The organism is Enterobacter cloacae complex sp. IR53041 (assembly GCF_049238285.1).
Classification (GTDB): Bacteria; Pseudomonadota; Gammaproteobacteria; order Enterobacterales; family Enterobacteriaceae; genus Enterobacter; species Enterobacter roggenkampii.
Genome location: NZ_JBMKHB010000040.1, coordinates 23816 through 38182 on the forward strand (window position 1 = coordinate 23816; position 14367 = coordinate 38182).

Below are 14367 nucleotides of genomic sequence, written 5' to 3' on the forward strand. Positions count from 1 at the left end.
TCAAGGCGGGAATGGTGTAAATAGATGTCACGGCAGACATTGACTGCCTGCCGTGAAGGGGATCAGTTCTTTTCAGGCGGGAAAACGAGGTTCAGCACGATAGCGGTGATACCGCCCGCGGCAATGCCGGAAGAGAGCAGGTTTTTCACCCAGTCCGGGGCAAACTGCAGGATCAGCGGCTGCTGAGAAACGCCCAGACCGACGGCCAGCGACAGCGCAATAATCATGATTGCGCGGCGGTTCAGCGGCTCGCGGGAGACGATACGCACGCCGGAGGCCGCGATCGTCCCGAACATCACCAGCGTTGCACCGCCCAGCACCGGCTCAGGGATGTGCTGCACAAAGCCGCTCACCGCCGGGAACAAGCCGAGGACGATCAGCATCAGCGCCACCACGAAGCCGACATAGCGGCTGGCCACGCCGGTCAGCTGGATCACGCCGTTGTTCTGACCGAAGCAGGAGTTCGGGAAGGTATTGAAGACCGCAGAGACAAACGAATTCAGACCGTTCGCCAGCACGCCGCCTTTCAGGCGCTTCATGTACAGCGGGCCGGAAACGGGCTGCTCGGAGACGTCGGAGGTGGCGGTGATGTCGCCGATGGTCTCCAGAGAGGTGATCATAAAGACCAGCATCAGCGGCAGGAGCAGGCCCCAGTCAATGCCCAGACCGTAGTACAGCGGCGTAGGGACAGTGATCAGCGCGCTGTTGGCTGGCGCGGTGTTCTCCGGCAGCATGCCCAGCGCCCACGCCAGCAGGTAGCCTGCCGCCATGGCGATCACCAGCGAGGCGACGCGCAGGTATGGGTTACGCTGGCGGTTAAGCAGAATAATGATGGCCAGCACGACGCCCGCCAGCAGCAGGTTTTTTGGCGCGCCGAAGGTGTGGTCGCTCATGGCGGCATAGCCGCCGCCGATGGAGGTGAGGCCCACCTGAATCAGCGACAGGCCGATAATCATCACGACGACGCCGGAAACCAGCGGGGTGATAACGCGGCGAGCCAGGTGCAGAACGCGGGAGATCACCATCTCCGTACAGCTGGCCAGCATCAGCGTGCCGAACAGCGCCGCCATCATGGTCGGGACATCCGCACCGCCGGTTTTCAGGGCCGTACCGCCCATGATCAGCGGCGCCACAAAGTTAAAGCTGGTGCCCTGAATAGACAGTAAACCCGACCCCACCGGACCCCACGCTTTAATCTGGATAATCGAGGCCACGCCGGAGGCGAAGAGAGACATGCTGATGATGTGCTGCGTGTCCTGCGCCGGTAAACCGAGCGCCTGACAGATCAGCAGCGCCGGGGTGATCACCGCAACAAACATCGCCAGAAGATGCTGGCAGGCGGCGAAAAGCGTCTGCGGCAGCGGCGGGCGGTCTTCAAGGCGGTAAATCAGTTCGCTATTTTGCTTCTGCGCAATCGGTTGCGCATCAGGCGATTCTATGGTGTTAACGGACATCGGCGGCAATCCCACGGTGGAAAAGCGGGCATTTTATCTGACCACCTGGTAAAAGCAAACGATTGCCAGCAAAAAAAGACAAGAAAATCTGCCGCTGTGAGCAGGTTTTCTACATCCGATGAGGAAAAAAAATTACACTTTTTGCGCCGGAAGCTCATGAAGAGCGCAAACCGGCCCAGGATAACGCCGCGTGTGTAGGGAACACGCGCAAAAAAGGAGCCTTCTATGATTCATCTCGATACGTTGTCGACCCTTGTTGCCGCAACGCTGGTGTTACTGCTTGGCCGTAAGCTGGTACATAGCGTTTCCCTTCTGAAAAAATACACCATTCCTGAACCTGTCGCTGGCGGCCTGCTGGTGGCGCTGGCCCTGCTGGTGCTCAAAAAAAGCATGGGCTGGGAAATCGATTTTGACATGTCCCTGAAAGACCCGCTGATGCTGGCCTTCTTTGCCACCATCGGCCTGAACGCCAACCTGGCAAGCCTGCGGGCGGGCGGTAAGGTGCTTGGCGTATTTTTGATTGTGGTGGTGGGGCTGCTGCTGATGCAAAACGCGATTGGCATCGGCATGGCGACCTTGCTGGGGCTGGATCCGCTGATGGGGCTGCTGGCAGGGTCGATTACGCTGTCAGGCGGTCACGGTACCGGGGCGGCGTGGAGTAAATTGTTCGTCGAGCGCTACGGTTTTGAAAACGCGACGGAAGTGGCGATGGCCTGTGCCACCTTTGGCCTGGTGCTGGGTGGCCTGATTGGCGGCCCGGTGGCGCGCTATCTGGTGAAGCACTCCACCACGCCGGACGGCAGACCGGACGACGAGCTGGTACCGACCGCCTTTGAAAAGCCTGACTTTGGGCGCAGTATTACCTCGCTGGTGCTGATTGAAACCATCGCGATGATCGCCATCTGCCTCACCGTGGGCAAAGTGGTTGCGCAATGGCTGGAGGGCTCTGCGTTTGAGCTGCCGACGTTTGTCTGCGTGCTGTTTATCGGGGTGATCCTGAGCAACGGCCTGGCGCTGATGGGCTTCTACCGCGTGTTTGAACGGGCGGTGTCGGTGCTTGGCAACGTCTGCCTCTCGCTGTTCCTGGCGATGGCGCTGATGAGCCTCAAGCTGTGGGAGCTGGCCTCGCTGGCGCTGCCAATGGTGGCGATTCTGGCGGTACAGACCCTGTTTATGGCGCTGTACGCCATGTTTGTCACCTGGCGGATGATGGGCAAAAACTACGATGCGGCGGTGCTGGCGGCGGGTCACTGCGGGTTTGGCCTGGGGGCCACCCCGACGGCTATCGCCAATATGCAGGCGATCACCGAACGCTTCGGGCCATCGCACATGGCGTTTCTGGTGGTCCCGATGGTCGGGGCGTTCTTTATTGATATCGTCAACGCGCTGGTGATTAAGCTGTACCTGATGCTGCCGATGTTCGCCTGAAATCAGGCGTTGGAATAGCGTTCGGTTTCCGGCATCCAGCGCTCAATTAACGCTGCCGCCTGCTCGGGGTAGCGTTCATGAATGTGGCGGGCGAGTCGCTGAACCTCGGGGATCATGGCCTGATCGCGCAGCAAATCCGCGACTTTGAATTCCGCATTCCCCGTCTGACGCGTGCCCAGCAGTTCACCGGGGCCGCGGATCTCCAGGTCTTTTTGCGCAATCACAAAACCGTCGTTGCTGTCGCGCAGCACCTGCAAACGCATCTGGGCGGTTTTCGAGAGCGGCGCTTTGTAGAGCAGGACGCAGTGGGACGCTACCGCGCCACGGCCGACGCGCCCGCGAAGCTGGTGGAGCTGGGCAAGGCCCAGGCGCTCCGGGTTTTCGATAATCATCAGGCTGGAGTTCGGCACATCCACGCCCACTTCGATGACCGTGGTCGCGACCAGCAAATGCAGCTCGCCCTGTTTGAACGACTGCATCACCGCCTGCTTTTCAGCGGGCTTCATGCGTCCGTGAACCAGACCCACGTTAAGCTCCGGCAGGGCGAGCTTTAACTCTTCCCACGTGGCTTCGGCAGCCTGCGCTTCCAGCAGTTCCGACTCTTCAATCAGGGTACAAACCCAGTAGGCCTGACGCCCTTCGTGGGTGCAGGCGTTGCGCACGCGGTCGATGATATCGCTGCGACGCGTGTCAGGAATGGCAACCGTCGTGACCGGCGTACGGCCCGGGGGGAGTTCGTCGATGGTGGAGGTATCCAGATCGGCGTAAGCCGTCATCGCGAGCGTGCGCGGGATCGGCGTGGCGGTCATAATCAGCTGATGCGGGTGGAAGCCCTGCTGCAGTCCCTTTTCCCACAGCGCCAGACGCTGATGCACGCCGAAGCGATGCTGTTCATCGATAATCACCAGCGCAAGGCCGTTGAACTGCACCTGCTCCTGGAAGATAGCGTGCGTGCCGACAATCATCTGCACCTGCCCGCTGGCGATGGCTTCCTGCTGCGCAAGGCGCGCCTTGCCCTTTTGTTTTCCTGCCAGCCAGCCCACTTCAATCCCCAGCGGCGCGAACCAGGCGCGGAAATTGTTGGCGTGTTGTTCCGCCAGCAGCTCGGTCGGCGCCATTAACGCGACCTGTTTACCGTGGGCAATGGCGCGCAGGGCTGCAAGGGCGGCAACCAGCGTTTTACCGGAGCCTACATCGCCCTGTACCAGGCGCATCATCGGCACGTCGAGCGCCATATCGCGTTCAATCTCGGCGGTGACGCGCGCCTGCGCACCGGTGGGTTTAAACGGCAGAGAGGCCAGCAGCTTATCTTTGAGCGCATCATTCTGGCTTAACGGCTGAGCGTGGAAACGCTGCGCGCCAGCGCGAAGCGCCAGCATGCTCAGGTTATGGGCCAGTAATTCCTCAAGGATAAGACGCTGTTGGGCAGGGTGTTTGCCGCTTTCCAGGTCGCTGAGCTGCAACGTTGGCGGCGGGCGGTGCAGGGTACGCAGCGCTTCGGGAAGGCTCATCATGCCCTGCGCCAGCTCGGGTGGCAGCAGCTCGGTAATGGCGCAGGTGTCCAGCAGCTCCAGCGCCTGATCGGTAAGCTTGCGCAGCGTCGCCTGCTTGATGCCTTCGGTCGTCGGGTAAACCGGGGTGAGCGTCTCCTGCAGTTCCGGCGTGCTGAGATCGCCCTGCACGCGGTACTCGGGGTGGATCATCTCTGCGCCGTATTTCCCGCGTTTGGCTTCACCATAGGCCAGTACTCTGCGGCCTGTCGCCAGGCTGTTTTTCATCGCCGCGCTGAAGTTGAAGAAACGCATGGTGAGAATGCCGGTGCCGTCGCTGATCTGGCAGGTCATCATCCGGCGTCCGCCGAAGGTGATGTTGCAGTTCAGGACTTCGCCTTCAACGGTGGCGTAAATGGCGGGAAGGAGATCGCCAATCTTATAAAGCTGGGTGCGGTCTTCATAACGCAGGGGGAGGTGAAGCAGGAGATCCTGCACGGTGTGCAGGCCAATTTTGGCCAACTTACTGCTTTGCGCCGCGCCCACGCCCGTCAGGCTGTTGAGCGGGATAGCATCCAGCAGGCGGCCTTTCATCGCTTACCCGGCGTACTGCATGGTGGCCCACCACTCGGCATCGGCTTCAATTTCGCCCTGCGCGTTGACGTGGGGGTAAGGCAATTTTTTCTGCTTCGCAACGCGAGCCAGCACCGGATAACCGCCTTCAAACAGCAGGCGCTGCTGTTCATCTTCCGGCAGCATACTGTTGCTACGCTCGTACATGCCGGCGTTCTGACGCTGGCGCTGCGCTTCATACAGAATGAGCGCGGACGCCACGGAGACATTGAGAGACTGGACCATGCCGATCATCGGAATGATGATGTCCCGATCCGCCAGATCCAGCGCTTCCTGTGAGATCCCGGTTTTCTCCTGACCCATCAAAATGCAGGTCGGGCGAGTGTAGTCGATCTCGCGAAAATCCACGGCTTTAGCGGACAGGTTAGTGGCAAGGATTTGCATCCCGCGCCCTTTCAGGTGCGAAACGGCATCGCCAATTGTCTGGTGAGATTTGACGGAAACCCAGCTGTTACTGCCTGCCGCCGCCGAGACCATGGTGCGCATCCGGTGACCCGGCCAGACGGCGTGCACTTCATGCACACCGACGGCATCGGCGGTACGGACGATAGCAGAGACGTTATGCGGCTTATGGACCTGCTCCATGCAGACCGTCAGGTCAGGCTGACGCCTGGCGAGCATTTCGCATATCCGCGCGTAACGTTGTGAATTCATACCACTAGTTTCGGTTACGGGTGACTTTAATCACGTCCGGCATGACGCGGATCTTGCGCATGATATTCGCCAGATGCACGCGGTCGCGGGCGGTCAGACGAATAAAGGCGCTGTACACGCGGCCATCTTTTTCTTCCGTATTCAGGCTTTGAATATTGGAAGAGGCCGTGTTGATCGCTGCCGTCAGGTTCGCCAGGGCACCCTGGTGGTTGAACATATCCACCTTAATCTCGGTGATAAATTCCTGCGCCGTCTCTTTATCCCACTCGACCGCCATAAACTTCTCGGCTTCTTTCTGGTAGCCGCGAATGTTACGACAGGATTCGTGGTGGATAACCAGCCCTTTACCTGGGCTGACGTGCGCAATAATCGGGTCGCCTGGAATTGGACGGCAACATTTTGCGAAGGTGATCAGCACCCCGTCCGCGCCTTTGATTGGCAGATGAGCATGGCCGGATGCGCCTGGCGCAGAAGGTATTGCTTCGCCCTGCTGCAGGTTTTTCGCCACCACGACGCTCATGGCGTTGCCCAGACCAATTTCCGCCAGCAAATCGTCAAGAGACGTGAGCTTCATACGGTCGAGCTCGCGCTGGATATGCTCCGGTGGGATCTCAGCCAGCTTACGACTGCCGCCCAACGCGTGGTTGAGCAGACGACGCCCCAGGCTGACGGAATCATCACGCTTGAGATTTTTCAGCAGCTGACGGATTTTAGCGCGCGCTTTGGAGCTCACGACAAAGTTCAGCCAGGCCGCGTTCGGACGTGCGCCCGGCGCGGTAATAATTTCCACCGTCTGGCCGCTGGCGAGCGGCTGAGACAGCGGGTAAGGTTGTCTGTCGACGCGCGCGCCCACGCAGGCATGGCCGATATCGGTATGCACGGCGTAAGCGAAGTCGACCGGCGTTGCGCCCGCAGGCAGTTCGACAATGCGACCTTCGGGGGTGAAAACGTAAATCTCATCCGGGAAGAGATCGGATTTCACGCTCTCGATAAATTCAAACGAGCTGCCCGCACTCTGCTGAAGTTCCAGCAGGCTCTGCATCCAGCGCTGGGCGCGGATTTGTGCGGTCGTGCTGCTTTCGCCACCGTGCTCTTTATAGGCCCAGTGCGCGGCAACACCCATCTCTGCCATCTGGTCCATGTCTTCGGTGCGAATTTGCACCTCAACAGGCACGCCGTGCGGCCCGATCATCGAGGTGTGCAAAGATTGATAGCCGTTCGCTTTTGGAATGGCGATGTAATCTTTCATCCGCCCCGGACGCGGCTTGTAGAGGCTGTGCATCTGCCCCAGCACGCGATAGCAGGTGTCCGAGTCATGGACAATGACGCGGAAGGCGTAGATATCCATGATCGAGTGAAAACGCTGCTCCTTGAGCACCATTTTGCAGTAGATGGAGTACAGGTGTTTCTCGCGACCGCTGACGCGGCACGGAATTCCCGCTTCCTGCAAGCGCCCTTCGATTTCAGAGAGGATTTTTTGAATCATCTCCTTACGGTTGCCGCGTGCGGCTTTCACCACCTCTTTAATCACGCGATAGCGGTTCGGGTACAACGCTTCAAAACCCAGCTCTTCCAGCTCGGTTTTAATGTGGTGAATACCTAAACGGTGCGCCAGCGGACTGTAGATTTCGAGGGTTTCACGGGCAATGCGGCGACGTTTATCCGGGCGAAGTGAGCCCAGCGTGCGCATGTTGTGGGTGCGGTCAGCGAGTTTGATGAGAATGACGCGGATATCCTGCACCATCGCCATAATCATTTTGCGGAAGTTTTCGGCTTGCGCCTCTTTCTTGTCGCGGAAATTCAGCTTATCAAGCTTAGAGACCCCTTCCACCAGTTCGGCAACGCTTTTGCCAAACAGCTGTTCCATGTCCTGGTAAGTGGCAGGGGTATCTTCAATCACGTCGTGCAGCAGCGCGGCCATCAGCGTTTCGTAGTCGAGTTTCATCTCGGCCAGAATACAGGCCACCGCTACCGGGTGCGTGATGTAGGGTTCACCGCTTGAACGTGTCTGGCCCTCGTGAGCGTCACGTGCAACGAGATACGCCTGCTGAAGACGCTTAATCTGGTCTTCAGGCAGGTAGATTTGAATCAGTTGATTCAGGCTTTCAAACAGATACAAGGGCGACCCGCAGGTTTAATTAACGACGACCTTCAGCAATAGCGGTTACGGCCTGCAGTTCTGCGGCTTCCTGCTCTTGCTGCTCCTGGCGCTCACGCACGTCGAGGATCTGGTTGTTGATCAGACCTTCTTCGATTTCGCGAAGTGCAATAACGGTGGTTTTATCGTTTTCTTCCGGTACCAGCGGATCTTTACCGCCTACCTGCATCTGACGAGCGCGACGCGCGGCGACCAGCACCAGGTCAAAACGGTTACCAATTTTCTCTACAGCGTCCTGAACAGTTACGCGTGCCATACTTAAAATGCTCCACAGGTGAAGAAATGACTGGGCATGATACTGAAAGTGGGTTCAGTCTGCCAACAGTTTGGTGATTAATGCGTCATGTCGCTGCTTCTGGCGGCTCATACGCAGACGTTCTGCACGAAGAATGGTTTTGAGATCGCTCAGTGCGGCATCAAAATCATCATTCACAATAAGGTAATCATATTCCGCGTAATGGCTCATTTCTGCAACAGCCTGTTCCATACGCTTTGCGATGACTTCTTCGCTGTCCTGACCGCGGCCACGCAGGCGGCGATCCAGCTCATCTTTCGATGGCGGTAAAATAAAGATACTGCGCGAGTCAGGCATTTTCTTGCGAATTTGCTGTGCACCCTGCCAGTCGATATCCAGGAACACATTCACGCCCGTGGCCAGAACCTGCTCAATGGTTTCACGCGAGGTACCGTAGTAATTACCGAATACTTCCGCATGTTCAAGAAACGCGTCTCTGCCGATCATCGCTCTGAACTCGTCGTGATCCACAAAGAAATAGTGTTCGCCGTGCACTTCACCCGGACGCGGTTGACGCGTGGTGTGAGAAACAGAAACCTGTGTGTCGTACAACGGTTGGGTTTTTAACAGTGCCTGAATAAGGCTGGATTTACCCGCGCCACTAGGGGCAGAAACAATATAAAGCGTGCCTTGAGCCATGAGAGTCTTTTGTATGTGTTAACGAAGAAGTCCTACATACGGGCTTATTATACACGTCACTGCCGTGTGACGTAGCCTTTGTCACACTTTTTCCCCTGGATTATTGAATTTTGCGTGCCGTTTTCAGGTTTTATATGGGGTTTTCAGCAACCCAAAGAAATACCGGATAGCGTCTCGCATTGTGAGTCGTTGCCGTTAGCGTTGTTTCAGGCATCGGGATATACCTCCTGCAACACAAAGGAGGAGTAGCAATGTGGCGATGGATAAGCGGGTTAATGCTCTTGTGGAGTGGCTATGGCGCGGCGGTGTGCCCGGTGTGGTCGCAGGCAAAAGCTGAGAAAGAGATGGCGTCGTTAAGCGCGCAAATCAAACGCTGGGATGACGCTTACTGGAAGCAGGGCGTGAGCGAGGTCAACGACGAAGTTTACGACCAGCTTAACGGGCGCTTAATGCAGTGGCAGCACTGTTTTGGCAGTGAGCCTTCAGAGGAGAAACTCCCTGCGCGGGTGGGAAGCGTAAAACATCCTGTTGCCCATACGGGCGTACATAAAGTGGCCAGCAAAGAGGAGTTGAGACAGTGGATGCGTGCGCGGCAGCATCTGTGGATGCAGCCCAAAGTTGACGGTGTGGCGGTAACGCTGGTCTATCGTGACGGAACGTTAACCCAAGCCATCAGTCGTGGTGATGGCCTGAAAGGGGAAGACTGGACCGGGAAGGTGCGTTTGATCCCGACTATTCCGCAAAAGCTCACCGGCAAGCTCGCGAACAGCGTCTTACAGGGCGAGCTTTTCTGGCTAAGCGACAATCACATTCAGCGGCAGATGGGCGGGATGAACGCTCGCGCAAAGGTGGCGGGGGCGATGATGCGGCAAAAGGATAACTCAGTTTTGAGCAAGATCGGCGTGTTCATCTGGGCCTGGCCGGATGGGCCGAAAGATATGCAGACATCTTTAGCTGAGCTGTCTCAGGCCGGTTTTACGCTGTCGGCACGGTATACGCTACCCGCCGATTCTGTTGATGCCGTCGAGAAACAGCGCGCCGCCTGGCACGTAACCGGATTACCCTTTGCCACGGATGGCATTGTGGTGCGTTCGGAGGATGCGCCCGCAGGGGAAGGCTGGTTACCGGGCGAAGGCAACTGGCTGGTTGCGTGGAAATATGCGCCTGCAGCCCAGGTGACCGAGGTGAGTGATATTCATTTTTCCGTGGGGCGAACGGGCAAAATGTCCGTTGTAGCCGCACTGGAACCTGTGCAATTGGACGATAAACAGGTACGGCGGGTGAGTCTGGGCTCGGTGGAGCGCTGGCAGAGGCTGGATATTGCCTCAGGTGATCAGATCCAGGTCAGCCTGGCCGGGCAGGGTATTCCCCGGTTTGATAAGGTGGTCTGGCGCGGGACGGACAGACATAAACCCGAGCCTCCAGCCTCGCGTTATCATCCGCTGAGCTGTTTCTATGCTTCTCCGGAATGTATGGAACAGTTCTTTGCCCGACTGACCTGGCTCAGCTCAAAGCAGGTACTTGATATTGAAGGATTAGGCGAGTCAGGCTGGCGCACCCTCTGGCAGGCACATCATTTTGAACACCTCTTTTCGTGGCTGTTATTAACGCAGGCGCAAATGCAGGCTACGCCTGGCTTTTCCTCCGCGCGTGCTGGCGCTCTGGCATCGATTTAATCTGGTGCGCGAGAAGCCATTTATCCGCTGGCTCATGGCATTGGGTGTTCCGCTGACACAGGCTTCGCTGAAGGCGATGGGGAACGTAACCTGGCAGACGTTGAGCGAACGTAACGCAAAGGACTGGCAAAGCCTGCCGGGAACGGGAGAGGAGAAAGCGCGACAAATCGTTAACTGGATGCACGCGCCTCAGATTGATGTGCTGACGAAATGGCTCGCTGAACAACACATCAACGGGTTCTGAAGCTAGTGGGCGCTGTGTTTGTAATGAAAAACGGGCAGCCCGAGCTTCAGACGCAGCGCCAGCATGCGGGCTGTAAAGCCAAACAGCAGTGTCGAGATGACCACCACATCATGGTTCGAAACGTAATGCTGCAGAGCGATATAGAGTACCGCTGCTGCAAAAGAGATACCGGCATACAGCTCTTTTTGAAAGACCAGTGGAATGCGCTTGCAGAACATATCGCGCAGCACACCGCCGAATACGCCCGTGACCACGGCGGCAATGGTAGCGATAACAGGTCCTTCCCCCATATCGAGCGCGATTTGCGCCCCGATAATCGAGAAAACCACCAGACCTAAAGCGTCAAGGACTAAAAACAGGCGGCGAAGATGGGGCATGACGGGTGCCACTATGGTGGTTAACACGGCAGCTGTCGCCACGATAATGACGTACTCAGGGTGTTTGACCCAGCCAAGCGGATAATGTCCCAGCAGAATATCGCGTACCGAGCCGCCGCCCAGCGCGGTCGCTGTAGCAATAATGATCACGCCGAAGGTGTCCATACGGCGACGTCCGGCAGCAAGTGCGCCGGTCATGGCTTCTGCGGTGATGCCAATGAGATAAAGGATGTGAAGCAGCATATTTCCTCCGGTGTGAACGCGGGGGAGGTTAGCGATTTGTGCGCAAGATCACGATTGAGTTTTTCTAAGGCGACTGCGTTTGCCCTATAAATTTTTATCAAATGATGTTGAATAAGCTTGATGAAAGGCGGTGACCTGCAAAATCAGGTGCCGGAATGGATTAGAAATAATAATGGGTGGTGCTGTCGACACCACCCGATAAGGCCTGGATCTGAATATTGAGTAATGGTGTTTATTTATTGATTTTATTGAGTTTTCTCTACTCCATATTTTCAGTATGTACACTCTTATGTACACAGAAAACAGACGCTATACTGAAAATGCCGCTTAATTGAGCAACGCAGCGTGACCACTGCATCCAGACTGTATGTTTATCGAACAGCTCTATCTCGTACTCTGCAATGAGTCTATCGACTTTGCGAGGCAAGCGTGAGCATTGCATAGCATCCATCATGTAGCGCTTCATTTCAGCGATGCTGGGAGCGTTTGGGAGCGCGTAAAGATACCGTCTGTCCAATAGCGCATCCCCTAAATCTTTCGAATAGACCCGGAGCCGCTCGAAAGGATTTCTCATCTCTAAAATATGGGCCAGCATCAACACATTACCGTTTTTGCTTGTGGGTGTTGCATTTGGCCTGTACCTCGCTTCAATACGCAGGAATTGCTGATACTCATCAAAATTGATGTTAATGAATTTGGCTCTTTCCTGAAATACCAGTTTTCTACCGCTGTTAGCGTCTATTTTTCCGTAGCAAAGAAAATGTAAAAGAGAGCGATAACTACCTATCCTGATACCCGGCAAACCATCTTCTTTATTAAAATATGCTGTCTTTCCTGAACGTTCCAAACCCCATATGTAATCATCTAACTTGCAGTTGTAGACATCGAGAGCGACATCAATTTGCGTAATCCAGGCTCGCGCCAGCAGTTGATAACATATTTCTCCTAATTGGCGGTTTATCCACGATAATAAATGATCTATTTTTTGAGGCGTCATATGTTGTGGACGAAAATCTAAACGTATTCCGCCTGTGTTACGATTTATGGGGGAGTAATCAATACGCAACAATACTGGTGAGTTTTTCTTCTTTCCCCTGATCAGTAATGCCTTACGGTAAGGTTTTTCCTCATTGGTTCGGATATATTGAACACGATATTTTTTGGATTTAGCATGATTCATACTTTCCAGACTGACATATGTTTCGTTCATTTCTGCGTCATTATCAAATCGACTTACAACACAGAGTTTATCAGTTCTCATTTTTAACTGTTTATCTTTGGTAGTTTTGCCAACATCGAGTGAATAACAAAAATCTATATTGCGTTTGTTCAGTAACATTTGTATCCCTTACAGAAATAACTATTGATATGGGATAGTGAGTATTGAATCAGATAATCACTATCCATATAGATGTGCATATAACGTGCTATTAGAGCGATGAACTTTTCCGCTCAATTTTCCTTGTTTCTGATAACGGCACTTTCTGGCGGTTATCTATCCATTGCAGTATTTCTTCCTCTCTCCATGCGACTGAACGAGAAGCGGTGTTTGCATCCTCCAAACCGCCAGTCAGGCGAACAGGTTCAGGGAAATGGCCTGCTTTGATTTGGCGATAGAGCGTAGCCCGTGAGAAAGCGCAGTATTCAAGGACTGTTTTCAGTTTGATCAGACGTGAAGCATTCATCGTAAAAACCTGTTCGATTTACGCATCCAATTGATGCAAACCGCCTTTACAGATTTCCAAAATCGCTAAATTTTTGCGTTAAAAGTAGTTGTCTGATCATCAGACTTCACTAAAAATCACTTAAAATGGCTCTTGATGCCTGAAAACATGGAAATCTGATGATCAGACTATGTTTGATTGTAAGTCTGATCATCAGACTGAAATCTTGACAGCTATCGTCTGAGGAGTAGTCTGATCATCAGATTTAGATATGAGGTATAAAGATTATGGCGAAAGTGGAAAAGCGTCTGAAAGGGGACGAACTGGCGGTCCGACGTCAGAAGAACATTGAGTATCAAAATATACGTAAAGAACGACTGGAAGAATTAGGGGAGCATAAAATCTCAATCAGGCTTAATAGCGCTGACTATGAGAAATTGGCTGATTTGTGTGAAAGTTTGGGGCATAGACGACCACAGCCTCAAATGCGCAACCTCATAGAAAACTATTCTTCGGCCTTAGTTTATTTGCTTCGTATAGAAAAGTTGAGGCAGTTATATGATCCCCAATCACAAGCGGCCAAAGAGCTATATCATTTGTATAAAGTTGTTGATCATCTTAAAAATGATAAAGGACTTTCTGATTCTCAAATAGCTGAACATTTCAGAGGGAAAAAAATCCGTACTCCTCTTTCGATATTTGTAGATAATGAATGGACTAACTGGAAAAAGAGACATATTAAGCAATTGTTAAATGAAAAAACTCTTCTTAACCGGCTATCTATCTTAGATGAAGATGAATGAGTATGGTCTGTTTTGAAAATTATAGGCTAAAAAAGCCGTTATTTATCATTATTGTTTGGTGTATTTATCAAGAAACATAATCAATATTCGTCTTTGCTCATGTGTCAGACGAGGCCATATATTATCCAGACGACTTTTCAAATCAGAATCTTTTACGGGTACGAAATCATGCTGCTTCTTGGCTTCAGTATCTAACGTCGAGAAGCAATCAATGAAAAACCAGCTAATAGGTGTATTAAGCTGGATGGCGATGTTCACAAGATGAGCTACGTTTATCTTGTTTGTTCCTCGTTCATAACGCGAAAGCTGTTGGTGGGATATATCAACAAGCTCCGCTAAGTGCTGGGCTGTCATTCCCAGCTCTTTACGACGCATTTGAATGCGTTGGCCTACCTGTTTGTCTACACTATCTGAGGGTAACTGGGCCATATACTGCTCTTCACTTCCTTAAAATGTCTATAGATGGAAGTTTGTGGCCTTTTTTCTCTTGTATGAACATTATCTATGGATTATAGGTAATGACTCCAACTTACTGATAGTGTTTTATGTTCAGATAATGCCCGATGACCTTGTCATGCAGCTCCACCGATTTTGAGAACGACAGTGACT

At 53.8% G+C, this 14367-nt stretch carries 13 protein-coding genes and 1 pseudogene; 3 read left to right on the forward strand and 11 right to left on the reverse strand.

Features of this window, described 5'->3' with window-relative positions; translation table 11 throughout:
• Positions 1-62: 62 nt before the first annotated feature.
• Complete coding sequence (xanP, locus tag ACOTXF_RS21075; RefSeq protein ID WP_008502668.1) at positions 63-1454, reverse strand: xanthine/proton symporter XanP; 1392 nt, start codon at positions 1452-1454, stop codon at positions 63-65.
• A 225-nt stretch (positions 1455-1679) separates the two neighbouring features.
• Between xanP and gltS the strand changes: the two genes are divergently transcribed.
• On the forward strand, positions 1680-2882 hold the full coding sequence (gltS, locus tag ACOTXF_RS21080; protein WP_045414831.1) for a sodium/glutamate symporter: 1203 nt from the start codon (positions 1680-1682) through the stop codon (positions 2880-2882).
• 2 nt (positions 2883-2884) lie between these two features.
• Here gltS and recG read toward each other — a convergent pair whose 3' ends face one another.
• Genes recG through gmk form a run of 5 tightly spaced genes read right to left on the reverse strand, consistent with a single transcriptional unit; the run spans position 2885 to position 8751 of the window.
• Entirely contained in the window at positions 2885-4966 is a 2082-nt protein-coding gene (recG, locus tag ACOTXF_RS21085) for an ATP-dependent DNA helicase RecG (RefSeq protein WP_045406916.1), read from the reverse strand.
• A 3-nt stretch (positions 4967-4969) separates the two neighbouring features.
• A complete protein-coding gene (gene trmH, locus ACOTXF_RS21090) occupies positions 4970-5659 on the reverse strand; it encodes a tRNA (guanosine(18)-2'-O)-methyltransferase TrmH (protein ID WP_021242410.1) in 690 nt (229 codons plus the stop codon).
• Positions 5660-5663: 4 nt separating this feature from the next.
• On the reverse strand, positions 5664-7778 hold the full coding sequence (gene spoT, locus ACOTXF_RS21095; RefSeq protein WP_008502673.1) for a bifunctional GTP diphosphokinase/guanosine-3',5'-bis pyrophosphate 3'-pyrophosphohydrolase: 2115 nt from the start codon (positions 7776-7778) through the stop codon (positions 5664-5666).
• A 19-nt stretch (positions 7779-7797) separates the two neighbouring features.
• Positions 7798-8073 carry a DNA-directed RNA polymerase subunit omega gene (gene rpoZ, locus ACOTXF_RS21100; RefSeq protein ID WP_000135058.1) on the reverse strand — a complete coding sequence of 92 codons (276 nt, stop codon included), beginning with the start codon at positions 8071-8073 and terminating at the stop codon, positions 7798-7800.
• 54 nt (positions 8074-8127) lie between these two features.
• The gene (gmk, locus tag ACOTXF_RS21105; RefSeq protein ID WP_008502674.1) at positions 8128-8751 is read right to left on the reverse strand and encodes a guanylate kinase; all 624 of its coding nucleotides are present in this window, start codon (positions 8749-8751) and stop codon (positions 8128-8130) included.
• A gap of 251 nt (positions 8752-9002) precedes the next feature.
• Between gmk and ligB the strand changes: the two are divergent.
• A pseudogene (gene ligB, locus ACOTXF_RS21110) lies at positions 9003-10671 on the forward strand (NAD-dependent DNA ligase LigB).
• Positions 10672-10673: 2 nt separating this feature from the next.
• On the opposite strand, the gene ACOTXF_RS21115 reads toward ligB, so the two are convergent.
• The 3 genes from ACOTXF_RS21115 to ACOTXF_RS21125 form a co-directional block, all read right to left on the reverse strand.
• The gene (locus ACOTXF_RS21115; protein WP_023345196.1) at positions 10674-11291 is read right to left on the reverse strand and encodes a trimeric intracellular cation channel family protein; all 618 of its coding nucleotides are present in this window, start codon (positions 11289-11291) and stop codon (positions 10674-10676) included.
• A gap of 259 nt (positions 11292-11550) precedes the next feature.
• A complete protein-coding gene (locus ACOTXF_RS21120; protein ID WP_232927297.1) occupies positions 11551-12630 on the reverse strand; it encodes a hypothetical protein in 1080 nt (359 codons plus the stop codon).
• Between the two features lie 91 nt (positions 12631-12721).
• Complete coding sequence (locus ACOTXF_RS21125; RefSeq protein ID WP_023252385.1) at positions 12722-12976, reverse strand: helix-turn-helix transcriptional regulator; 255 nt, start codon at positions 12974-12976, stop codon at positions 12722-12724.
• A gap of 266 nt (positions 12977-13242) precedes the next feature.
• On the opposite strand from ACOTXF_RS21125, the gene ACOTXF_RS21130 reads away from it, so the two are divergent.
• The gene (locus tag ACOTXF_RS21130; protein WP_232927295.1) at positions 13243-13758 is read left to right on the forward strand and encodes a hypothetical protein; all 516 of its coding nucleotides are present in this window, start codon (positions 13243-13245) and stop codon (positions 13756-13758) included.
• A gap of 48 nt (positions 13759-13806) precedes the next feature.
• Here ACOTXF_RS21130 and ACOTXF_RS21135 read toward each other — a convergent pair whose 3' ends face one another.
• Together ACOTXF_RS21135 and ACOTXF_RS21140 are read right to left on the reverse strand one after the other, a co-directional pair.
• Positions 13807-14187 (reverse strand): helix-turn-helix domain-containing protein, encoded by a 381-nt coding sequence (locus ACOTXF_RS21135; protein ID WP_232927293.1) that lies wholly within the window; start codon positions 14185-14187, stop codon positions 13807-13809.
• Between the two features lie 100 nt (positions 14188-14287).
• Positions 14288-14367 (reverse strand): IS1 family transposase (locus ACOTXF_RS21140; RefSeq protein WP_001401901.1); only part of this gene is annotated, 80 nt, incomplete at its 5' end.